Origin of the sequence: Desulforamulus reducens MI-1, assembly GCF_000016165.1 — a bacterium.
GTDB lineage: Bacteria > Bacillota > Desulfotomaculia > Desulfotomaculales > Desulfotomaculaceae > Desulfotomaculum > Desulfotomaculum reducens.
The window spans coordinates 2,065,996-2,088,742 of sequence record NC_009253.1 but is presented as its reverse complement, the minus strand read 5'-3'; the positions used below and the strand labels follow the sequence as shown (position 1 = coordinate 2,088,742).

Here is a 22,747-nt window from a genome sequence, read left to right as displayed (position 1 = left end):
CATATTCGACTGTAGGTGACTAATTCCTTCTAAGAATCTTTTTTAAAAATAAATTACGCTAATTTGTTTTAATTTCTATGGCCTATCCCTAGAAATTTTTAATTTGTCTGTAAGTAACCAACGGTAACCAGATAATGATAACGGTTAACACCTGTACCAGAAATCCGTTATTTTCAAAAAGTAATTGTGGTACACGTGATAATTCTGCTGTGCAGGATAATAATAGTGCCGTTAAGGATATTGCGCAGGGCCAACGGGTTAGGGCCACTAAAGGGATCATCCAGCTAAAATACCAGGGTTGAAACCATTTATTAACAAAAAAGAGATATAAAAGAAATGCAATGCACCCAAAGCGGGCTAGTCCAATTATATCTAATTGTTTTTTTTGTCGCCAAAGGAAAAATAATAAAAGAAAATAGGTTATACCAAAAAGTACCAGCATTACCCAAGAGCTTAATAGAAAGGCCTGGGTCTTTAACATATGAGGAAACCATTGGGGCAGACTATTCAGCAATAAATAGTGCAGCGATTTAATGGAATAAAAGTTTATTTGTCGAAATAAACCCTCCAAAGTGTCTAAACCATTCCAATAGGGAATCCACACCAAGGGTATTAGCAATATGGATAGAAAAGTACCAAACACCAAAGGAAGATATTTTTTTTTGTGAAGTAACCATAGCATGATAAGAGGACCTAGCAAAACAGAGGTATATTTGACCATGGCGGACAGGGTTAAAAAAGGAAGGGCCAAAAGCTTCCACTTTGTTGCCAGACAAACAAAGGCAATAATTAAAAATAATAGTAAAAGAACATCGTTATGGGCATGGCCGGGTAATTCAAATAGTATAAGGGGATTCCAACCATAGATCGTCATGGCCTGGCTAGGGTGTAGGTCAAGCTGCTTGGCAATAAAACCTATTAGAAAGAAATTGATCATGTGCAGTAAGCCCGCAAAAGCTTTAAAAAGTCCCACGGCAAGCCAAAATTGATCGTTGGCCGATACTACTAACAAGGAGGAAGTCATATTCCAAATTGGTCCATAGGGGCTTAATAAAAAGCCCCACCCTGTGGTACGGAGAAAGGGGTCCATAGACCAATGGCTAACTTGATGGGCGGTTTTAAAATAGGGATTCATTTCATAAGTAGCCTGTAGTTGACCGCTGGCAATATAGTAATAGATATCATCACAGGCAAAGGGGAAGAGGAGCATAAGTGTCACAGTAAAAAGGGTGGTCCATGCTGTTACCTCAACCAGACGGGACCTTCGGCTGATTTTGATGGCCCGCCAATATAGAAGAAACACTGGGACAAAAATAAAGATGAGGACAACTGCCTCGGTTACATGCAGATTTGCTGACGGTAAAAGTTGTCCCCAGTAGTTCTTGTATAAATCATTGAAGCCTTGTCCTTTTAAAAAACCGACAATACCTGGTATTAGAAGGACAAGCCATAGAAAGAAGGTTTTCCAGCCTAAAGATCCAAGGGAATTTGTCAAAGGAATCACCCATGGTTTTATTTTTCATATATTTGCTAGTATAACCAGTATAGAACTGAAAAATGTTGGTCAAACTCTATTGGGAAAATAGTGAGATAAAGGAGCAACCCTATGATTACCTATCATCCCAAATTATCTATGATTATTCCCTTTTATAACGAAGAAGAAAATGTTGAAAGGGTGGTACTGGAACTTCAACAAGTGTTAGAAAAAGAACAAATCAAATATGAATTAATTTTGGTTAATAATGGTTCAACAGACAAGACCGGATGGCTTTTGGATGACTTAGCTAAGAGGAATTCTGGTATCAAAGTAATTACAGTATCCATAAATCATGGTTATGGCTGGGGAATCATCAACGGTCTACGCTGGGCCTGTGGTGATTACCTGGGCTTCATGGGGGGAGATGGTCAGATTGATCCCTCTGATGTTTCAAAGGTTTTCAATACTTTACTAGAGGGGAAATATCACCTTTGCAAGGTTAATCGATGCCAGCGGGAGGATGGCCCAATTCGGAAATTGACATCACACATATTTAATCGAGCATTTGTATATACATTTAAGGTAAATGTTGGGGATATCAATGGATCACCCAAAATCATGAGTCGTACATGTTACGAACAATTAAATCTTTGTGCAAAGGATTGGTTTTTGGATGCGGAAGTTATACTAAAATCCCAATACTTAAATTTTTCCATAGGAGAAGTTCCGGTAGCATTTCACCGTCGTATGGGTGGTCATTCCAGTGTTCGAATAAGAACGGTGTGGGAGTTTATCAAGAATATGGCTTTCTACCGTAAAAGAGGTGTCTTTTATGAAAGTAGTGATTTTATGTGGGGGAAAAGGGACCCGGCTTAAAGAAGAAACGGCTTTCAGACCGAAGCCACTGGTAACCGTGGGGAAAAAACCAATACTTTGGCATATCATGAAATATTATTCCCATTACGGTTTCAAAGATTTTATTTTGTGTCTGGGGTATTTAGGTGAAATGATTAAACAATACTTTATTCAATACGATTTAATGAATAATGACCTAACAATCAGTTTTGACTCACGTTCGGAAATACAAATACATAGGAAACAGGATTTGGACTGGCAGGTAACCCTGGCCGATACAGGAATTGAGGCCATGACTGGTTGTAGGTTAAAAAGAATAGAAAAATATATTGGTGATGCAGCGGATTTTATGGTCACCTACGGTGACGGTCTTTGTAATGTTGATTTAGCTGAACTATATCATTTTCACAGGTCCCATGGTTGCTTAGCCACGGTAACAGGAGTTCGGCCTTTATCTCGGTTTGGTGAATTGGCTGTGCAAGGGGATACTGTTAAAACCTTTAGTGAAAAAACACAGGTTACCCGTGGTTGGATAAATGGTGGTTTTTTTGTCTTTCGTCGAGAAATCTTTAACTATCTAACTAATCAGGATGATTGTGTTTTAGAGCGGGAACCCTTGGAACATTTAACCATGGATAGTCAATTAAAAGTATTTAAACACAGAGGTTTTTGGCATTGTATGGACACATACCGAGATATGGAGCAGCTAAATAAACTTTGGCAGGTAGGGCATGCTCCCTGGGAGGTTTGGAAAAATGAATCTTTGGCAAAATAAAAATGTGCTGATAACCGGATGCTCAGGAATAATTGGCAGTTGGTTGACTCGCAGGCTAGTTGATGAAGGGGCTAATGTGGTAGGGATTGTTCGGGATCGTTTGGGCTACGGAAATCTACTGCAGGAACAGACCATCAACAGGATGGTTGTTGCCCATGGTGATATTACCGATTTTCTATTTATGAGCAGGGTTATGGCAGAGTATGAAATTGATACGGTGTTTCATCTGGCTGCCCAAACCATTGTTACCATTGCCAACCGGTCACCTTTGTCAACTTTTGAATCAAATTTGAGAGGGACTTGGATAGTTCTAGAGGCCTGCCGACTGTCTCCCACCGTTGAAAGGGTTGTGGTTGCTTCCAGCGATAAGGCATATGGTGACAGTAAAGAGTTACCCTATAGAGAAGATCAACCTTTAAGGGGAAAACACCCCTATGATGTCTCTAAATCCTGCACCGATTTGCTTGCCCAGAGTTATTATCATACTTATAGACTACCTGTTGCCATAACCAGATTGGCCAATGTATACGGTGGGGGGGACTTGAATTTTAATCGCATCATTCCAGGGACCATCAAGGCGGTGCTGGAAGGTCGACCGCCTGTACTGCGTAGTGATGGCAGCCCCCTCCGGGAATACCTCTATGTAGAAGATGCTGTGGATGCCTACCTAACTCTGGCAAAAAATCTGCATCGTTCCAATGTTATGGGTGAGGCCTTTAATTTTGCACCTCAGCAGCCCTATCAAGTACTGGAAATTGTGCAAGAAATAATAAGGATAGCGGGTAAGGAGTTCGTGCCGGAAATTAGGAAACATATGAACGGGGAAATACTTCACCAATATAGTGATAGTAGCAAGGCCAAAGAACGATTAAATTGGCATACCCGGTGGGACCTGACTAAGGGGCTGTCCGTTACCATCGAATGGTACCGCAAGTTTCTGATGGATCGAAGACCAGTCAAGTATACCATGGAGTGACGTGGTTTTGTCGGGGGCATAAGGGGTTTTCCAAGGACGTGAATGAAATTGGGAGTAAAAAAGAGAGTTCTAGTGACGGGGGCCAGTGGTTTTATAGGAACCCATCTGGTTAGTCGTTTATGTAAGGAGAATATGCAGGTAGGTGTACTTCGCAAGAGTAAACTCGTGGGAACTTTAAAAAATGACCATGAAGAATTCTTACAGGCAAATATTCTTGATTATGACCAGATGAAAGCTGTGGTTCAATACTTTCAACCAGAAATTGTGTGCCACCTAGCGGGGTTAAGACCTAATGGACATTCCTGGAGAGATGTGTTACAGGCCTATGAAATCAACTTATTGGGGACCATGAACCTTCTACGTTCCTTGCAGGGTGTAAATTGCCAGTCTGTTATATTGGTAGGGAGTGTTGCCGAATACGGGAGGGGGCCTACACCGTACCGGGAACACCAGGCATTGTACCCGACCTCTGCCTACGGCACAGCAAAGGCTGCTGCCACGGCCTTAGGTTGTCTTTGCTATAACTATTTCAAGTTGCCGGTGGTTACTTTAAGGCTGGCCCTGGTTTACGGACCAGGGCAGGGAGAACAATTTTTTTTGAGTCAGTTAATAAAGAGTTTATTATTGGAGCAGCCCTTTGCCATGACTGGCGGCGAGCAGTATAGGGATTTTATTCATGTAAACGACGTGGTAGAGGCATTATGGCTGGCAGCCAATACCCCAAGGGCAAGGGGTGGGATATTGAATATTGGCATGGGTCAATCCTATCCGCTGAAGGAGGTGGCAATGACCGTTGCCACCTCGCTAGGACGCACCGAGCTTTTACGAATTGGTGAAAGGCCCTATGCACAGGGGGAACAGTTTGCCTATTGTGTGGATACACAACTGGCACGACAGGTTCTAAACTGGCAACCTAAGGTATCATTGGAAAAGGGGATTATGGATACCATCAGTTGGTACCAAGGGACTTTGCTATAGAAAAAACTTGGCTTACGCCATACCCTATAGGGCACGAGAGCCTTTAGGCGACGGTGTAAGCCTTAGTTGCCCTTATGCAAGTCGGAAAATTTTATACTTTCTGATTTGCAAATAAAACCGCCATAAAGGAGGTTTATGTTTTGCGTGGTTTCCTTAAAAAAAGAGAAATAGCAGCAAAACAATTAAAATTAAAAAAATCAAAAATCCAAGACAAATGTATAGTGCTGTACGAGACATAAGACCAGACCTCCTTTTAAGTTGATGATTTACTATATGGAATGGTCAGGCCCAGTGTGAAACTACATTGCTATAAAGTTTTGAATGGGTAAGATATGATTGGTAAGACTAAAGTCAAAATCCATAGGAGGTTGACGAATGTCTAGAACAGTTGCCTAGGTTATGGTAGATTAATTGGTGGCATGGGGTGTGAAAAATGTTTTTGGTGTTGTGGGGGATGGTATATTCTATCTGTTAGATGCCTTGGCCAGACAAAATACGATCAAATACTATGCTGTAAGACATGAGGAAACGGCTTCACTGATGGCGCCTCGGCCTATGCTAAATTAACCGGAGAAATGAGATTTTAGAACTGGCTGAGAAATGGGGAGCGGGAGTATTGCATACATTAGGAGGTATGGGCGTCATTTCCGGTGACCATCCTTTGGCCGTGGGTGGTCTGGGGCATGCCGGAAACGCCTATGTCGAAAGCATATTGAAAGAAGCAGATATTTGCTTTCGAATTGGGGTGAATTGGTGGCCCGACGATTATACTCCCAAACATATTCCCGTTATTGAATTGGATACCATTCCGGCCAATGTGGGTTTGGGAAGTCAAGTGGACTATGGTATAGTTGGCAATGCTACTGAAATATTACCGCAAATTAGTTCCAGATTGACCCAAAAGAATCGTGAGGGCTGGCGTGAAAGGATAAAAAAAGCCCATGTTGCTTGGCATACACAGGTTTATAAGGAGGCCTCTGGTCAAGGTCAACCTGTACCACCTGCTAAGATTGCCAGTGCCATGTCTAAGTCCCTAGAAGATAATGCTGTTGTTTGCCTTGATACAGGAGATCATACCATTTGGTTCGGCAGGGATTTCGTGCCAAAGGAACAGAGGATTATTCTATCTGGAAAATGGAGGACGATGGGTTTTGGGCTGCCAGCCGCCCTAGCATGCAAGATTGCAAAACCTTCCCGACAAGTTGTGGCACTGGTTGGCGATGGTGGTGTTGGCATGTTGTTGGCAGACTTTACAACTGCTGTAAAATACAATATGCCTATTGTTATTATTATTGTTAACAATGGAGGTTTAATTGAAGAAAAGAATAGAATGCTCACTGGCAATTTAATACCCACAGGGAGTTGATTTGCTTAACCCTGATTTTGCTTTGTTTGCAAAGTCCTGTGGTGGAGTAGGGTATCGGGTAGAAAAATGCGATCAGTTGGAGCAAGTATTTACAAGTGTGTTATCTTTTAGGAAACCAGCGATTATTGATGTGATTAGTAGTGATACTATGGTTCCGGGGACTAAAATAAACTAATTGAATATAGTAGTGAATGAAGCCCCTGCTTAGCGTATTTTTATTTTTGTTGCTGCAAGGGCAAACAGAAACAGGAGGATAAAGCCAATAATCAGTGCATAGAATACGGTTCCCATTTTTAACAATTTAATCACCCACATTCTATAAGTATTAAGATAAAATTCTCCAAGTCATAGGATCTTATACATGTCATCTGGACGCTAGAAATCATAAAAAACAAGTTATAAAATGTTTACAAAATTTTATAACTTGTATAAACTTCAGGTTAGCGGAAATGACATAAGGTTTTTGTTATAATATTAAACTTAATGGAACTAACTTAGACAAAATGAGGAAGGGATGACTAAAAGTTGAGAAAGATAATAATTACAGTGTTGTCAATGGCTATTGTGGCTTTGGCCCTATGGGTAGTTCCCAATGTAACACTGGATAGCAATGCTATTATAGATACTTTGTTAAGGCATAAAAACCTATTAGTCTAAATAAAATTAGTCTAAATAAAAACACAGCAAAATGCTGTGTTTTTATTTAGAACTTGTTATTTAAAAGGTTTAATAAATATGTTTCATTCGGTATACTAATAAAGAGCCCGTTTCTTGAAAGTCTGAGGACCACCAAGTGGTCCTTTTTCTTTTTTTACACTTAATTGAGGTACATAATTAAAAAGCTATAGAAATATGGCCAAAAATTTGCCCCAAAAAACTTAGTGCCCCAATATTTTCTAAAAACCGTAATTATATTTCTTGCCAAATTTACCGTTCTTGTGGCCAATAAACAAATATTAAAACATTACATAGGTATGCTGTTCTTTGTTAAACCCAGAAAAATAAAGGTTTTATATATCTTAATATTCTGGCACATTAGTTGCGTTATAGAAAGTGAGAGATTTTTGCTATTAAAAGCTACTTGTAGAAGTAATTACTACAAAAAACAGGAGGTATGAGTAATGGATTTAAGGGGTTAGGAACTGTGGTGCAATATGGGAGTTGATATTACTGTAGGGAAGGAAGCCATCAAGCGGGCAGGAATTGATCCATCCATGGTTGATGAAATTACCCTGGGGCAGGTTTATCCTCATATGCAAGGCTCGTTGCCAGCACGATGGGTAGGAATGGCCTGCGGACTAGATGTTAAGAGTAGTGCAGTTAATGTTAACCAAAATTGTACCTCTGGTATGCGGGCCCTTGAAATTGCCGCTCATAATATCATGCTTGGTAATACAGACATTGCTTTGGTGGTAGGTACAGAAAGTATGACCAACGTTCCTTATTTGCTCCCAAATGCAAGGATGGGTTACAGGATGAATGCACAAACTGTTGAGGATGGCCTGATTCGTGATGCTTTATTCTGCCCTTTTACGGGTGCTCATATGGCCATAACCGCAGAAAATGTTGCCGAAAAATATGGAATTACCCGCGATGAATGTGACCAACTGGCCCTTATTAGTCACCAACGTGCCAGCAAAGCAGTTGAAGAGGGAACTTTTAAACGAGAGGTAGTGCCGGTAGAGCTTAAAGGAAAAAAAGGACAGGTAACTTATTTTGAAAAAGATGAGCATTTAATAGCTGATGCCAATCTTGAAGCAATGAGTAAATTACCCCCGGTTTTTAAAAAAGGAGGAACAGTTACCGCCGCCAATGCTTCTGGTATCAATGATGGAGCAGCAGCAACTATCCTAATGTCTAAGGAGAAAGCAAGGGAATTGGGTATCAAGCCGCTTTTAAGATTAGTCAACATTTGCAGTGAGGGAATAGAACCTACAGTAATGGGATTGGGTCCAGCAGTGGCTATTCCTAAAGTCCTTAAAAAGGCTAACCTGAACTTTGAAGATATAGAGTATTGGGAAATTAACGAGGCCTTTGCTGCTCAGTTCTTGGGGGTAGGCAGGATGCTAAAAGAAGATTATGGCATGGAATTAACATTGGATAAAGTCAACCATAATGGCTCTGGAATCGCTCTGGGACACCCGGTTGGATGTACCGGTCTACGTCTAATAGTATCTTTATACTATGAAATGGAACGCCTGGGACTGACTCTGGGTGGAGCTTCCCTGTGTGTTGGAGATGGACCAGCGATGGCTTCCCTATGGAGCAGAGAAATATAGCCTTTAATAAAAAAATCATTGTTTAGAGGTGTTAATTTGCCACCCAAGAAGGCTACGAAGCTTGGCTAAATAAGTATGTCCTTGGCACAAAGGATTGGGATGATTACTGCAAAATGATAGGATATGATCGTCTTTACCGTTTGATGCTGAGTGAACATAAATACCAGCGCTTTGGAGAAGTGAGGTGATAGGTATGATTAATTACGCAAAGGATTATACTCTGCCTGAATTAATGACAGCCGCAGCGGCTAGAGAAATTCAAGATGGGGAACTGGCATTTATTGGGGTTGGTATGCCTCTGATGGCAGCAACGGTGGCAAAATTTACCCATGCTCCTAACTTTAATATGATGGTAGAGTATGGGGCGGTAGGTCCGTCACCCAGGCGTCTGCCAATGTGTGTAAATTGCGCTGTAAATAATGAGCGGGCTTATTACACCGGGAACCAAAGGGAAGTCATGGGTGCACAACAGGCTGGCTTTGTGGATGTAGCCTGCATAAGCGGAGCACAAATAGATAAGTTTGGTAATTTGAATTCAACATTTATTGGTACTGATTATTATAATCCCAAGGTACGCTTGGCCGGGAGTGGAGGAGCCAATGACCTAGCTTCATCTGCCAATCGTATCTTAATAATGATGCGCCAGGACGGTAGGAATTTTGTGGAGAAACTTGATTATTTAACCTCACCGGGTTATCTTGATGGCCGACCTGGTGCCCGTGAACAGGCAGGGTTATGTGGAGGAGGTCCTGTAGCTGTCATAACCACCATGGGAGTGTACCGATTTGATGTTGATACTAGGGAAATGTACCTTGAAAAAATCCATCCCGGGGTAAAACTGGAAAATATTAAAGCCGCTGTTAAATGGGACTTAGCGATATCTCCTAACCTTAGCGAAACTGAACTGCCTACTGAAGAACAAGTAATGATAATGCGCACGCTGGACCCACTGGCTGTTTACCTGGGGAATGGCCGTAGCCTCTTGGCCGGTGACTTTGAGACATTTATGAATATGTTTGAAGATAGTTACAAACCTATGCTTAAGCTGATGAAAGAAAAGGGAATGTAAAGTAATCTTTAAAGTGCTACTGGTTACTGGGTATAGTTTTAAGTAGGTAACTAAATCCTCTTTATGGATTTAATTCAGAATATTCAATCAGATGCGTTTTAGTATTTTTATAAGAACTGTTATAGATGTTTCGGTGAAATAGCTTGATACATTTGCAAATTAATTATGCTCACCTATGGATATAAGTTTAAAAAAGGGGAGATTATTGTGGCCATTAAAAAGATGGGGGTATTGGGTGCTGGCACCATGGGAGCGGGGATTGCCCAAGTAGGTGCTCAGTCAGGGTTACAGGTTGTACTGGTAGATATTGAACAAAAATATGTAGATAAGGCACTGGCAGGTATGATGAAGAATTGGGAAAAGAGTGTGACCAAGGGGAAAATCACTGATCAGGATAAGGCCAGTTACCTTCAAAACATAAAATTAAGCACCAATAATAATGATTTCAAAGATTGTGACCTAGTGATTGAAGTGGTAGTTGAAAACCTAGACGTAAAGAAAAAGGTTTTCAAGGAATTAAATGAAATATGTGCACCCAACACAGTTATTGCTTCGAATACTTCAGGCTTTAGTATTACCGAAATCGGGGCAGCCAGTGGTAGACCGGATAGGGTTGTGGGAATGCACTTTTTTAACCCGGTACCCGTTATGAAACTGGTGGAGTTAATTCCCGGCGTTGAAACTAGCCAGGAAACAGTAGAATTAGCTATAGAAGCATGTAAAATAATTGGTAAAACTGCTATAAAGGCCAATGAAGCACCAGGTTTTATCGTAAACCGCATATTAGTTCCTTACCTAAATGACGCTGCCCACACTTACCAGGAAGGTGTGGCTTCTGTGGAGGAAATTGACGAAGCCATGAAACTAGGTGCCAACATGCCTATAGGACCGCTGGCCTTGTGTGATTTGATAGGTATTGATGTACTATTAATGGTAATTGAGTATTTCTACAAGGAATTCGGCGATCCTAAGTTCCGTCCCTCTCAGGCCCTTAAACAAAAGGTCCGAGCAGGACATCTTGGTGTCAAGACCGGCAGGGGATTTTACGATTATTCTAAAAGTTAGAATTAATCCCAAAAGAGAACGTAGGAATGTACAGTATTTGTAATTGGCTGATTAACTTGTAATTTGAATATACTATTTTAAGGGCTCTTACCTGCGGGGAGAATCGCGATAGGTAAGGGCCTTCTTCGCTCATTTATAAAAACTGATGGTGTATCTCTATTTTTGGTGATTTGTGAGGTTGGATTTTTGGACAAGTTAAATAATTTTTATATGAGTTTTATCTTAACCAAAATAGTATTATTCCCTTACAATTTTCTAAAACTAAAAGTAATAGTTTGCAATCCCTTAGTAAATATGGGAAAATGTTATTGTTCGCCATGAACTTTCCATTTTAGCTTTTTGGAGGAAAACAGATAGATGGCTGAAAAGCACCAAGATAAAATGACAAATGCAATGAATAATTCTAAACTGTACCTTATTCAATCCTTTGGTTGCCAAATGAACGAAAGGGACGCAGAATCCCTAGCTGGTATGCTGGAGGATTTGGGTTATTGTCCTACGAGTGCTCAAGAAGAAGCAGATATTATTTTGTTAAATACCTGTTGTGTCCGGGAGACAGCTGAGAGCAAAGTCTTTGGTCTACTGGGACGTCTGAGAAAACTGAAGGTGGCGAAACCAGATCTGATTTTAGGTGTTTGTGGTTGTATGTCCCAACAGGAAGATGCGGCCAAGCGCATTAGACGTAGTTTTCCCTTCGTTGATTTGATTTTTGGCACCCATAATATTCATGAATTGCCTCGCATGATTCATCAAGTACAGGAAAACCATGAGGCAGTGCTGGAAGTTTGGGCCACTGAAAAAGGAATCACGGAAAGCATTCCAGTAAAACGTAAGGATAAACTAAAGGCTTGGGTAACCATCATGTACGGGTGTAATAACTTCTGCACCTACTGCATTGTGCCCTATGTCAGAGGCAGAGAGCGCAGTCGCCAACCCGAAGATATTATTGATGAGATAAAGGAATTAGTTCAGGAAGGCTATAAAGAAGTGACCTTGCTTGGGCAAAATGTAAATTCCTACGGCAAAGATTTTAAGAATAATTACCGTTTTGCAGATCTTCTGATGGCTATTGATGATATTACGGGACTGGAGCGTGTAAGGTTTATGACCTCGCACCCCAGAGACTTTGATCAGAGGCTTATAGAAGTGGTGGCATCCGCAAAAAAGGTTTGTGAACATTACCATCTTCCTGCACAGGCTGGTAGTAATCGAGTATTAAAAATGATGAACCGTGGTTACACCAGGGAACATTATTTGGAGTTAATTAGAAAGATCAAAGAGAGGGTTCCCAATGCCAGTATTACTGCAGATCTAATGGTTGGGTTCCCGGGAGAAACTGAGGAAGATTTTCAGGAGACCCTTGATTTAGTGAAGCAGGTTCGGTATGATAGTGCCTTCACCTTTGTATACAATATTCGTTCCGGAACTCCGGCGGCCAAGCTGGAACAAGTTTCGGAGGAGGTCAAGAGTGAACGTATACAAAGGTTAATTGAACTACAAAACCTTATTTCTCTTGAAAATAACCAACGGGAAGAGGGCAGGGTCTTAGAAGTCCTGGTAGAGGGAGAGACCAAAACCAACCCGGATCTGTTGGCGGGACGTACCAGAACAAACAAACTTGTTGTTTTTCAAGGGTCTGGTCACTTGCCAGGGCAACTGGTGCAGATTAGAATCACAAAGGGACGTCCAAATTTGTTAGAGGGAGAAGTGGTACCCAATGGTACCTAGCATAAATTCTCTTATATCCTTGGGGGAGGTGAAAAATATGAGTAATGTGGTTTTAGAGAGAGCTTTAGAATTGGGTAAACTCATTGCCCAGTCTGAGGAATACAAAACCATGCGGGCAAAAGAAGCTGCTATGATGGCAGATGTTGACGCATTGGCATTAATTGAAAAATTTCAGCAACTTCAACAATCTCATCAAATGTATCGTATGCAGGGGAAAGAACTAACAGATGAGCAGTTAAATGATGCCCACGCCATGGAAGATCAGATGATGGGTAATAACTTGATTCGTGAATTTGCAGAAATTCAGGAGAAATTTCAAAAATTCCTAAATCAAGTTAATGATCAAATCAGTGAGGGAATTGAAGGCCCTAAAGAGCCCCAGGGTTGTTCGAGCTGCGGCACCTTCAGTTGAGGCTAGTTACTTGTCGTAGGTCTACGACATTTAATATGCGTTCATATGGGAAAAAGTAGCAAACTTTCTAATGTTAATATACTGAAAAACCTCCTTGGTATTGAACAGTGAACCAAGGGGGTTTTTCTTTTGTATAAAACTATCCTACTTGCATAAGGGCAACTAAGGCATACTTGTTCCCTATGGGTATGGGCGTAAACCAAGTTTTCTTTAGCCCTCTGGATAGCTATGTTATAATTGGTACGGGAGGGAGATATTTGTGGCCTTAACGCCAATGATGCAACAGTATTTGGATATTAAAAAGCAACATCCCAATACTATTTTGTTTTTTAGATTAGGAGATTTTTACGAAATGTTTTTCGAGGATGCCAAGCTAGCATCCCAGGAACTTGAAATAACGCTCACAGGTCGAGATGCCGGGGAACCTGAGCGAGTTCCCATGTGCGGTGTACCCTTTCATGCTGCGGATAGCTATATCAGTAAATTAATTGAAAAGGGTTATAAAGTTGCGATTTGTGAACAGGTAGAGGACCCAAAGGTAACGAAGGGTATTGTTAAACGAGAAGTGATTCGGGTGATTACCCCGGGTACTCTGATGGACGGCAGTATGCTAAGCGAAAAGGATAACAATTACTTGGTGGCCATCAGTCAGACAAGCTCTAATAATTGTGGAATGGCTGTGGCAGATCTATCTACCGGCTTGTTTCAGGTGACAGAAATGGAAGGCCATTGGTCATTGGAGAGCTTGTTGGATGAGATCCTGCGTTTGACTCCCCGGGAAGTATTACTAACACCGGATTTGAAAAAACACGAAAAGACTGTTCAAGCCTTTAATTTTCTGCCGTCTACAGTATTTACAACCCTAGAAGAAACTCAGCAGGTTTCAGATTACATAGAGTTACTAAATAATCAGTTTGGCCAGAAAGTAAGCGCAGTATATAAAGATAGGCCGGCTGTTTGTATGGCTGCAGGTATTTTATTGCAGTATTTAATTAATACCCAAAAACGACAATTAAATCATATTACCGAGATCACAGCCTATTCCCCCAGGGCTTATATGATGCTGGATGGCATAGCCAGACGCAACTTGGAAATTTCTAAATCCCTCAGAGATGGAGATAAAAGGGGAACTCTTTTGTGGGTGCTTGATGCAACCAAGACCGCCATGGGCGGGCGAATGTTAAAGAATTGGTTAGAGCAACCCCTTATTGATACGTTAAAAATTCAGGAACGCTTAGATGCAGTGGAGGAACTGGTTAATTCCATTCTACTAAGGGAGGAAATTAGCGGTGCTTTAAAACAAATCTATGACCTGGAGCGTCTGGCGGCTCGGGCGGCCTATGGCAGTGCCAATGGCAGGGATATGATTGCCCTGCGAGGGTCCCTGGAGAAGCTACCTTTTATTCATGACGCCCTAGCAGCGGTTAGCAGCACACGGTTAAAGAGGATCTATACAGAGTTTAACACGCTGTCTGATTTACGGAAAGTATTAGACTTGGCCTTGGCTGAAAATCCACCGGTATCCTTAAGGGATGGGGGATTAATAAAAGATGGCTTTGACCAGGAAGTTGACCAGCTTAGAAACGCTGCGAGGGATGGCAAAACTTGGCTGGCGGGCTTGGAAGCCAGGGAAAAAGAGAATACTGGTATTAAGAACCTTAAAGTTGGTTTTAACAAGGTTTTTGGCTATTACCTGGAGGTTACCCGTGCAAATCTAAGTATGGTGCCAGAATACTATCAGCGCCGACAAACCTTGGCCAATGCTGAACGATTTATAACACCAGAGCTGAAGGAATATGAAAGCATGATTCTGGGGGCAGAGGATCGGTTGGTGGAACTAGAATACAACCTATTTGTTGCTATTCGTGCCAAAGTTGCTGCGGAGGTATCCAGCATTCAAAAAACCGCGGCCCTGTTATCAGAGATTGATGCTTTGGTTTCTCTGGCAGAAGTGGCAGTTAGAAATGGTTTTGTTCGTCCTGAGGTAACAGACAACGGCATTATTGAGATCAAAGATGGTCGGCACCCAGTGGTGGAAAATACCCAGGGCCTAGGTGGGTTTGTCCCCAATGATACCTATTTAGACATAAAAGAGGAACGTTTATGTTTAATAACCGGCCCCAATATGGGTGGCAAAAGTACCTATCAGAGACAGGTGGCATTAATTGTCTTAATGGCTCAGGTGGGTAGTTTCGTACCTGCCCAACGTGCCCGGATTGGCATTGTGGATCGAATCTTTGCTCGAGTAGGTGCTTCGGATGATCTAACTTCGGGTCAAAGTACCTTTATGGTGGAAATGTACGAAACCAAGCAAATAATTGACCATGCCACAGCCAAAAGCTTAGTTATTATAGATGAACTTGGCAGGGGAACTTCCAATCTAGAAGGGATGGCCATTGCTCAATCGGTTATTGAATTTTTACATGATGAAGTGGGCTGTCGTACTCTTTTTTCTACCCATTACCATGAGTTGGCTGAACTGGAGGGGCTTTTGAGGGGACTTAAAAACTATGCCACGGCTGTAAAGGAGCAAGGAGATGAAGTGGTTTTCCTGCGTAAGGTGGTTCGGTCAAAGGCCAGCAAAAGCTATGGTGTACATTGTGCCAGACTGGCCGGACTACCCACATCAATTATCAGAAGAGCCAGTGAGTTGGTAATGCAATTGGAATTTCACCAAAGGGCGGCTCAGGAAGTGGTGGCAGGAAAAACACAGATTGCAGCTGCCAGTGAACAATTGGCTATGTTTACACCCCAGGAAGACCAAGTGAAAGAAGAAATTTTGGCCTTAAATCTTACAAATATGACACCGTTAGAGAGTTTGAACTTTTTAGACAATCTACAAAAGAGATTGCGGGAAATGCAATGATATTTAGGTTTTTTTTATATACTTTAATTTGTTTGGTGCAAGGATTAAAGAGAATGTGTTAAACTGGAAATATGGGTCCATGCGGGAGAGTCAAGTGTTTGTTGACGAAGGATATGGTCCCTCTATAAAAAATTAGTTAGGAGGCCCGTCATGTTGATCGGTATAGATGTTGGCGGCACATGCACCGATGCTGTGTTGCTGGATGGCGGTGCTGTTTGTGCAACTGCCAAGGTGGAAACCCAGGATGACTTATTAATTTCCCTGGGAGATGCACTGGATAACCTGCTAAAGGGAATACCCAGTCATAAGATAGAAAGAGTTGTCTTTAGTACAACTCTGGTTACAAATTTAATTGCAGAAAAGAAATATGACCCGGTTGGGGTCGTCATAATGCCTGGGCCCGGCAGAACTTTTTCAGACTTACGGGATCAGGACGATGTGTTTTGTTTAAATGGGGCCATTGATTATCGCGGAAGAGAGATCATACCATTGCAACCTTCCCAAATGGAGGAGGTTCTTGCCTGGTTGGAAGCCAAGGGTTATAACAAGGTGGCTGTGATCGGAAAGTTTTCCACTAGAAACAATAGCCACGAAGTAAAGGTCGCTGACTTCATAAACAAACATCATCCAGACTGGCAGGTAGAAATGGGACATAGGGCTGGGGGAAAACTAAACTTTCCTCGGCGCATAGCCAATACGGTTCTAACCTGTGCAACCCGCCAGAAGTATCGTTATTTTACTAAGGCTGTAAGGGATGCTATGGCGCGTAGAAATATAACGGCAACTGTTTTTATCTTAAAAGCGGATGGGGGAACACTACCTCTTAGCGCTTCGGAAGAAGTTCCGGTAGAAACCATTTTTTCCGGACCTGCTGCCAGTACCCTAGGCGTACAAGCCTTAACACCGCCGGGGGAAACCTCTTTGGTGGTGGATATTGGAGGGACCACCACGGATTTAGCTTTAGTTTTATCAGGTAATCCTTTGTTGGCTTCCAAGGGGGCAAAGATCGGAGAACGTTATACACAGGTCAGAGCTTTAGCAGTGCATTCAGTTCCAGTGGGTGGGGATAGCGTTGTAGAAAGGGTAGGAAAAGAGTTTATTATTTACTCAGAAAGAATGGGTCCTGCCTATTGCTTGGGGGGGCCCATGCCTACACCAACGGATGCCTTACGGGTCATGGGAATTAGCCAAATTGGTGATGAGGATAGAGCCCACGAGGCAATGACTATCCTGGGAGCTCCCTTGGGCATGGGTGTCAGGGAAGTTGCCCAGGCCATTGTAAATTTGGTTATTGACATGGTGGTTGTTGAAATAGAGCGAATGTATATGGAGTGGGAGCAAGAACCGGCTTACCGTGTATGGGAGGTTATACAAAAGTGCAAAGTGCGCCCGCAAAATGTTGTGGGGGTAGGGGGAGGAGCCGCTGGTTTTGTTCCTCAAATCGCTGCAAGATTAGGATGTACCCCTATATTGCCTCCCCATGCCCCGGTGGCCAATGCCATCGGAGCAGCGGTTGCCCGGCCTACCTTACAAGTAAATCTAATGGCCGATACAGAGCGGCAGATTTACATTGTGGAGGAGGAGGGGTACCAGGGCCAATTAGCCGGCAAACTGGATGAACTCTCTGCCGTTGAACTGACAAAATCCTGGTTGTTAAAACGGGCTGAGAAAATGAATTTGCGTAGTTATGTTGATGAAATAGAAATAATCAATCAGGATGTTTTTAATGTGGTTCGAGATTGGCAAACCACTGGCAGATTATTTCACATTTCGGTGCAAACACCCAGGGGGATTCTGGCTCATATCGGAACCGGGGGGAGGTTTTTACCATGAGCAAAAAAACCGGCGTTATCTTTTTTCCTGCCTTCGATTGGGCAATTTCGCCAACGCACCCCGAACGGGAGGAGCGCCTCCTTTATACCAGGGATCAAATGTTTGAAGAGGGTATTTTAGATCTGCCGGAAATCCAGCAATATGCTCCACGCATGGCTTCAAAACATGACATCGCCCGGGTTCATTTCTGTGTGCCCAATGTAGAGGAGCAAGTTTTAGATGCACATCGGATTGCAGCCGGAGCGGCCATTGACTTAGGCGATAGAGTGATGGCTGGGGAAATTGCCAATGGGTTTGCCCTAGTGCGACCCCCAGGACACCATGCCATGCGGGTTGTTCACGGAAATCGGGGATTTTGCAATATTAATAATGAAGCTGTTCTCGTCGAATATCTTAGAAAAACCTACGGGGTTAAAAAAATCGCCATTGTGGATACGGATGTTCATCACGGAGACGGTACCCAGGATATTTTTTACCATGATCCCGATGTGCTTTTTATTTCCTTTCATCAAGATGGTCGCACCATTTATCCGGGCACTGGTTTTACCTATGAGTTAGGGGGTCCTGGCGCATACGCATCTACCATCAACATACCCCTACCACCCGGTGTAACGGATTCCGGTCTGCACTATGTGATGGATCATCTGATACTTCCTATCTTGAAGGATTTCCAACCGGATTTTGTTGTCAATTCGGCAGGACAGGATAATCACTTCACTGATCCTCTGGGACGAATGAAAATCACTGCCCAGGGGTACGCAAGGTTAACGGAAAAATTAAAACCAAATCTTGCAGTCCTCGAAGGGGGTTATGCCATTGAAACGGCGTTGCCCTATGTAAATCTAGCAATCCTGCTGGCCCTGGCAGGGAAGGATTATACGTCTGTAGTTGAGCCGGAATATAACCCTGCCAAATTTAAAGAAAGCCCTAAGGTGACCTCGGAAATTGGTCGTGTCGTAGAGGAACTGCAAGAAATTTGGGCTAAACGTCACCAGTTTGATAAATACACCCTAGCTAAGGGAACTGGTTTTTATCAGAGAACAAAGCCCATTTTTTACGATACACATTATATAGAAGAAAAACAAATTGAAAAGGTTCGGGTCTGTGATCAGTGCTCTGGGTTTATTAGTTTAGATTCGCAGGCATACCATCCCAATGGTAAGCACTATAGGATTTGTGCCATCAGCATCCCCTTCCAGTCATGCAAATCATGTCAGGCAGAGGCGTGGGAAAGTTATGAGCAGGCCAAAGGGGACCCTCACTTTGATTACATTTATCTGCAAGATAAATCTACTGATACCTTTATGATTTATCAACGGCTGGGCAACAGAGAAATACGCTCAGACGGTTAGGGGTGACAACTTGTCAAACATTACTATATTGGATGAAGCCACGGCTAACAAAATAGCAGCTGGAGAAGTGGTGGAACGTCCGGTTTCTGTTGTTAAAGAATTAGTGGAAAACAGCTTGGATGCCGGTGCCAATAGAATAAGTGTTGAGTTAACACAGGGTGGCATAACTGGCATTAAAGTGGTGGATAATGGCTACGGAATGCCAGCAGAGGATGTTCAGCTTTGCTTTCTGCGCCATGCCACTAGTAAAATAAAAAGGGCAGAGGATTTAAATAGTATTTTAACCTTAGGGTTTCGAGGAGAAGCACTACCCAGTATTGCTGCAGTCTCTAAGGTAACCCTAACCACTCGAACAGAAGATGAACTGGCCGGTACAACCATGCAAATTGAAGGTGGCTATATGCAAAATGTTGTGCCAACGGGGTGTCCCGTTGGCACAATCATTGAGATAAAGGATTTATTTTTTAATACTCCGGCCAGAAGAAAGTTCCTTAAAACAGCCAATGCAGAGACCAGTCAGGTAAGTGATTTAATAACCAGGCTGGCCATGGCTCGTCCAGACGTTCGTTTTGAATTACGCAGCGGTAACAGGGTGCTATTCTCAAGTCCGGGCACCGGGTCGTTAAAAGACACGGCGGCGGTGATCTTTGGGCTGGATAATGTGAGAAGCATGTTGGAGATAGGCTATCAGGGGAAACTGCTTTCAGTAGCTGGACTGATTTCAAAACCTGTTCTAACTAGAGCCTCCCGGCATTATCAAAATTTCTTTATCAATGGACGATATATTCGAAGTGGTTTTCTTTCCTCTATATTACAGCAGGCCTACGATACCTTGATTCCCGCGGGGCGTTTTCCCATTGCCATATTACACATAGATATTGATCCTACCCAGGTTGATGTCAATGTACATCCTACCAAAATGGAGATTCGTATGGCAAGGGAAGGGGAGATTCAGGAAGAGTTGTTGGCAGCCCTCAGTGACTCCCTCAATGTACCGACAGCTATTACCGGGTTATGGGAAATCATGCCCGGCAGGACAAAGAACACAGCAACGGATCAAAGGGCAGAAAATCTGGAGGTTAAACCGGATAGTAAGGAAAAGGAACTTCAACCAAAAGAGTCCCAGCATCCAAGATTGGTTGCCTGTGATTTACCCAGCGGCAAAATAATGCCCCCCCGGCATGACCAGGAACAGCTTCATTTTTCTTCCCGAAGGATTGCTCCTGTCAGGGGAAAAAATAGCCTTCTACCCGATGAAGGAAGTTCTATCAATAGAGAAGAGATCCCTCCGGTAGTGGATGTTAAAGAACAGCAATTGAAAGAAAACCCGAACACTTACCAACCCGCAGAGACACTGGGTTTTCCTGTCTTAGTACCCGCTGGTCAGGTACCGCCAACCTATGTTTTAGCCCACGGAGAAGGTGGCTTGTATATCATTGATCAGCATGCGGCACATGAACGGGTGCTTTACGAGAAATATCTTTATCTTTTAGGCAATTATGTAGAAGCGCAAATGCTTCTGGAACCCCTGACCCTTGAAATTCCCCATCATGAGGCTCAATTGATTATCAAGCATATTGTGGACTTTAATGAACTTGGCTTTATACTGGAGCACTTTGGTGGAGATACTTTTTTGTTGAGGGGTGTTCCCACAAACGCTATAACAGAACCCAAAGAGGTATTTTTGGACTTGTTGGCAAGATTGCAAGAAAATCCTTCCCAAAAAGTCGAAAAGAATCTGGTTTTGGATCATCTGGCAGCAGCCATGGCCTGTCGGGATGCGGTTAAGTCCGGACAGCACTTTAGTGCTGTCGAAACGAAAGCGTTGCTGGATGGCTTGGCGAGGTGTCAAAAGCCCTATACTTGTCCCCATGGTAGACCAACTTTGATTCAGATTAGTCAAGAGGAGTTGAAGAAAAGGTTCAAACGATGAATGATTCCCTTGTTATCACCACTGGAATTAGAAGCAGGAAAAACCTGGAGGAAAAGGCCCTGGAATTAAGTAGAGAGTGGAAGATACCCTATCAACCAAGGGAGAAATATTCACTGGATTTCATTAGAGAAATGACAGGTGCTTCCACTATATTATTGGTCAGCCACCAGAAACTTTCTTTAGTTACCAATGGAAAAGAATTCTTTTTTCATCCAGGATTAGCTAAATTACGTATAAAGGAACTACAGGCTGGGAAAACTGACCAAATGATAAAAGCAATGGACCTCCAGGAAGGAGACTCCCTGTTGGATTGTACCCTGGGATTGGCTGCTGATGCCTTGGTGGCCAGTTATGTGGTGGGAACCAAGGGTATCATTGTAGGGTTAGAGGATGCTGCTCCAGTGGCGCATATTATTGCTCGGGGCCTTAGAAGTTATACCGGTGAAAAGCCGGAATTGATAAATGCTATGCGTAGGATACAGGTGGTTAACCAACATCATTTGCATTATCTTCGCAATCTACCCAGCAACACCTTTGATGTTGTTTATTTTGATCCTATGTTCAGGGTACCAAAGGTTAAATCAAGTTCGATGGCTCCATTACGAGATCTGGCCAATAGCAGTCCTTTGTCCATTGAAGCTGTGGCAGAGGCAGTCCGAGTGGCTAGGAAGAGGGTGGTCATGAAGGAGAACAGAGAAAGCCAAGAATTTCAACGACTAAACTTTCAACTGATCCAGGGGGGAAGATATTCCCCGGTGGCCTACGGTGTAATAAAAGGCGGTGTTTTAAAATAGAAGCATTAAAGCCGTTAATAGCCATTGTAGGGCCTACGGCTTCTGGCAAAACTAATGTAGCTATAGAACTAGCTAAAAGAGTAAAGGGGGAAGTGATTTCTGCTGACTCCATGTTAGTTTATCGTGACATGGACATTGGAACGGCTAAACCCACCCTTGAAGAGATGGCAGGCATTCCCCACCATATGATTGACATTGTTAACCCTAATGAAGAATTCAGTGTAGCCACGTATCAAAGTAGAGTGGAGGAACTCATTAACCAAATTATTGATCGTGGCAATTTGCCTCTCCTGGTGGGTGGTACGGGGCTTTATATTCGATCTGTAATTGATCACTATGATTTTACCACAGCACCGAAGGATGATCGGTTGAGAGAGTGTCTTAAGCGTGAAGCAGAACAAGTGGGGGCGGCAGCCATGCATAAAAAATTATCTGAGGTTGATCCACAATCAGCTGAACGCCTGCACCCCAATGACCTGAGACGGGTCATCCGGGCTTTGGAGGTTTATTATCAAACCGGGAAAACAATTGCGGAATACCAGTATAAAGATCAAGTAGAGAAGCCGAAATATAACTTAAAAATGTTTGGGTTAACGATGGATCGGCAATTACTATACCAAAGGATTGAACAGCGGGTCGATCTGATGATGGCAAGAGGGTTGCTGACTGAGGTAAAGGAATTGGTGGAGCAATACAATGGCCTGGGAACTGCATTACAAGGGCTGGGTTATAAAGAAATTATCGGCTACTTAAAGGGAGAGTATTCTTTGCCGGAGGCCGTAGAGATTCTTAAACGAAATACTAGACGTTTTGCCAAACGCCAACTTACGTGGTTTCGAGCTGATAATAGAATTTTTTGGATTGAAATGGATCGTTTTGAAAATAAAAAGGCTGTTGCGAATGAAATTATGAAGCAAATGGCAGGAGATTTTTTAACTTTGTAGAAACATTTAAATAAAAATAGAAAATATTTTCCAATGGAGGGAACC

The 22,747-nt window shown here is 42.6% G+C and carries 20 protein-coding genes; 19 read left to right on the top strand and 1 reads right to left on the bottom strand.

Annotated features, from left to right (window positions below; genetic code table 11):
* Window positions 1-88: 88 nt before the first annotated feature.
* Window positions 89-1,504, bottom strand: coding sequence for an MptA/MptB family glycosyltransferase (locus DRED_RS10135; protein WP_476580507.1), 1,416 nt, complete (start codon window positions 1,502-1,504; stop codon window positions 89-91).
* 102 nt (window positions 1,505-1,606) lie between these two features.
* On the opposite strand from DRED_RS10135, the gene DRED_RS10130 reads away from it, so the two are divergent.
* From DRED_RS10130 to miaA, 19 genes are all read left to right on the top strand, one after another.
* Window positions 1,607-2,353: a glycosyltransferase family 2 protein gene (locus DRED_RS10130; protein ID WP_011878231.1), complete on the top strand. Its 747-nt coding sequence runs from the start codon at window positions 1,607-1,609 to the stop codon at window positions 2,351-2,353.
* A complete protein-coding gene (rfbF, locus tag DRED_RS10125) occupies window positions 2,310-3,107 on the top strand; it encodes a glucose-1-phosphate cytidylyltransferase (RefSeq protein WP_011878230.1) in 798 nt (265 codons plus the stop codon). Before DRED_RS10130 ends, rfbF begins: the two co-directional genes overlap by 44 nt.
* A complete protein-coding gene (locus DRED_RS10120; RefSeq protein WP_011878229.1) occupies window positions 3,088-4,083 on the top strand; it encodes a GDP-mannose 4,6-dehydratase in 996 nt (331 codons plus the stop codon). Before rfbF ends, DRED_RS10120 begins: the two co-directional genes overlap by 20 nt.
* A 42-nt stretch (window positions 4,084-4,125) precedes the next feature.
* Complete coding sequence (locus DRED_RS10115) at window positions 4,126-5,061, top strand: NAD-dependent epimerase/dehydratase family protein (RefSeq protein WP_011878228.1); 936 nt, start codon at window positions 4,126-4,128, stop codon at window positions 5,059-5,061.
* 414 nt (window positions 5,062-5,475) lie between these two features.
* Window positions 5,476-5,628, top strand: a complete 153-nt coding sequence (locus DRED_RS18305) for a thiamine pyrophosphate-binding protein (RefSeq protein ID WP_274376888.1) — start codon at window positions 5,476-5,478, stop codon at window positions 5,626-5,628.
* Complete coding sequence (locus DRED_RS10110) at window positions 5,624-6,427, top strand: thiamine pyrophosphate-dependent enzyme (protein ID WP_337998934.1); 804 nt, start codon at window positions 5,624-5,626, stop codon at window positions 6,425-6,427. Before DRED_RS18305 ends, DRED_RS10110 begins: the two co-directional genes overlap by 5 nt.
* Before the next feature lie 22 nt (window positions 6,428-6,449).
* The gene (locus DRED_RS19575; RefSeq protein WP_198006885.1) at window positions 6,450-6,602 is read left to right on the top strand and encodes a hypothetical protein; all 153 of its coding nucleotides are present in this window, start codon (window positions 6,450-6,452) and stop codon (window positions 6,600-6,602) included.
* Window positions 6,603-6,952: 350 nt separating this feature from the next.
* Window positions 6,953-7,084 (top strand): hypothetical protein, encoded by a 132-nt coding sequence (locus DRED_RS19570; protein WP_274376887.1) that lies wholly within the window; start codon window positions 6,953-6,955, stop codon window positions 7,082-7,084.
* 497 nt (window positions 7,085-7,581) lie between these two features.
* A complete protein-coding gene (locus DRED_RS10105; protein ID WP_011878226.1) occupies window positions 7,582-8,706 on the top strand; it encodes a thiolase family protein in 1,125 nt (374 codons plus the stop codon).
* A 193-nt stretch (window positions 8,707-8,899) separates the two neighbouring features.
* Entirely contained in the window at window positions 8,900-9,775 is an 876-nt protein-coding gene (locus tag DRED_RS10100) for a CoA-transferase subunit beta (protein ID WP_011878225.1), read from the top strand.
* 165 nt (window positions 9,776-9,940) lie between these two features.
* A complete protein-coding gene (locus DRED_RS10095) occupies window positions 9,941-10,840 on the top strand; it encodes a 3-hydroxyacyl-CoA dehydrogenase family protein (protein WP_011878224.1) in 900 nt (299 codons plus the stop codon).
* 357 nt (window positions 10,841-11,197) lie between these two features.
* Window positions 11,198-12,568, top strand: a complete 1,371-nt coding sequence (miaB, locus tag DRED_RS10090) for a tRNA (N6-isopentenyl adenosine(37)-C2)-methylthiotransferase MiaB (protein ID WP_011878223.1) — start codon at window positions 11,198-11,200, stop codon at window positions 12,566-12,568.
* A 37-nt stretch (window positions 12,569-12,605) separates the two neighbouring features.
* Window positions 12,606-12,980, top strand: a complete 375-nt coding sequence (locus DRED_RS10085; RefSeq protein ID WP_041274573.1) for a YlbF/YmcA family competence regulator — start codon at window positions 12,606-12,608, stop codon at window positions 12,978-12,980.
* A 274-nt stretch (window positions 12,981-13,254) separates the two neighbouring features.
* Window positions 13,255-15,846, top strand: a complete 2,592-nt coding sequence (gene mutS, locus DRED_RS10080) for a DNA mismatch repair protein MutS (RefSeq protein ID WP_041274910.1) — start codon at window positions 13,255-13,257, stop codon at window positions 15,844-15,846.
* Between the two features lie 150 nt (window positions 15,847-15,996).
* The gene (locus DRED_RS10075) at window positions 15,997-17,679 is read left to right on the top strand and encodes a hydantoinase/oxoprolinase family protein (RefSeq protein ID WP_011878220.1); all 1,683 of its coding nucleotides are present in this window, start codon (window positions 15,997-15,999) and stop codon (window positions 17,677-17,679) included.
* Window positions 17,676-19,031: a histone deacetylase family protein gene (locus DRED_RS10070; RefSeq protein ID WP_011878219.1), complete on the top strand. Its 1,356-nt coding sequence runs from the start codon at window positions 17,676-17,678 to the stop codon at window positions 19,029-19,031. The genes DRED_RS10075 and DRED_RS10070 overlap by 4 nt, the downstream gene beginning before the upstream one ends.
* 10 nt (window positions 19,032-19,041) lie before the next feature.
* On the top strand, window positions 19,042-20,964 hold the full coding sequence (gene mutL / locus DRED_RS10065; protein WP_011878218.1) for a DNA mismatch repair endonuclease MutL: 1,923 nt from the start codon (window positions 19,042-19,044) through the stop codon (window positions 20,962-20,964).
* Window positions 20,961-21,758 carry a class I SAM-dependent methyltransferase gene (locus DRED_RS10060; RefSeq protein ID WP_011878217.1) on the top strand — a complete coding sequence of 266 codons (798 nt, stop codon included), beginning with the start codon at window positions 20,961-20,963 and terminating at the stop codon, window positions 21,756-21,758. Before mutL ends, DRED_RS10060 begins: the two co-directional genes overlap by 4 nt.
* A complete protein-coding gene (gene miaA / locus DRED_RS10055) occupies window positions 21,755-22,702 on the top strand; it encodes a tRNA (adenosine(37)-N6)-dimethylallyltransferase MiaA (RefSeq protein ID WP_041274572.1) in 948 nt (315 codons plus the stop codon). The genes DRED_RS10060 and miaA overlap by 4 nt, the downstream gene beginning before the upstream one ends.
* The last annotated feature ends 45 nt before the right edge of the window (window positions 22,703-22,747 follow it).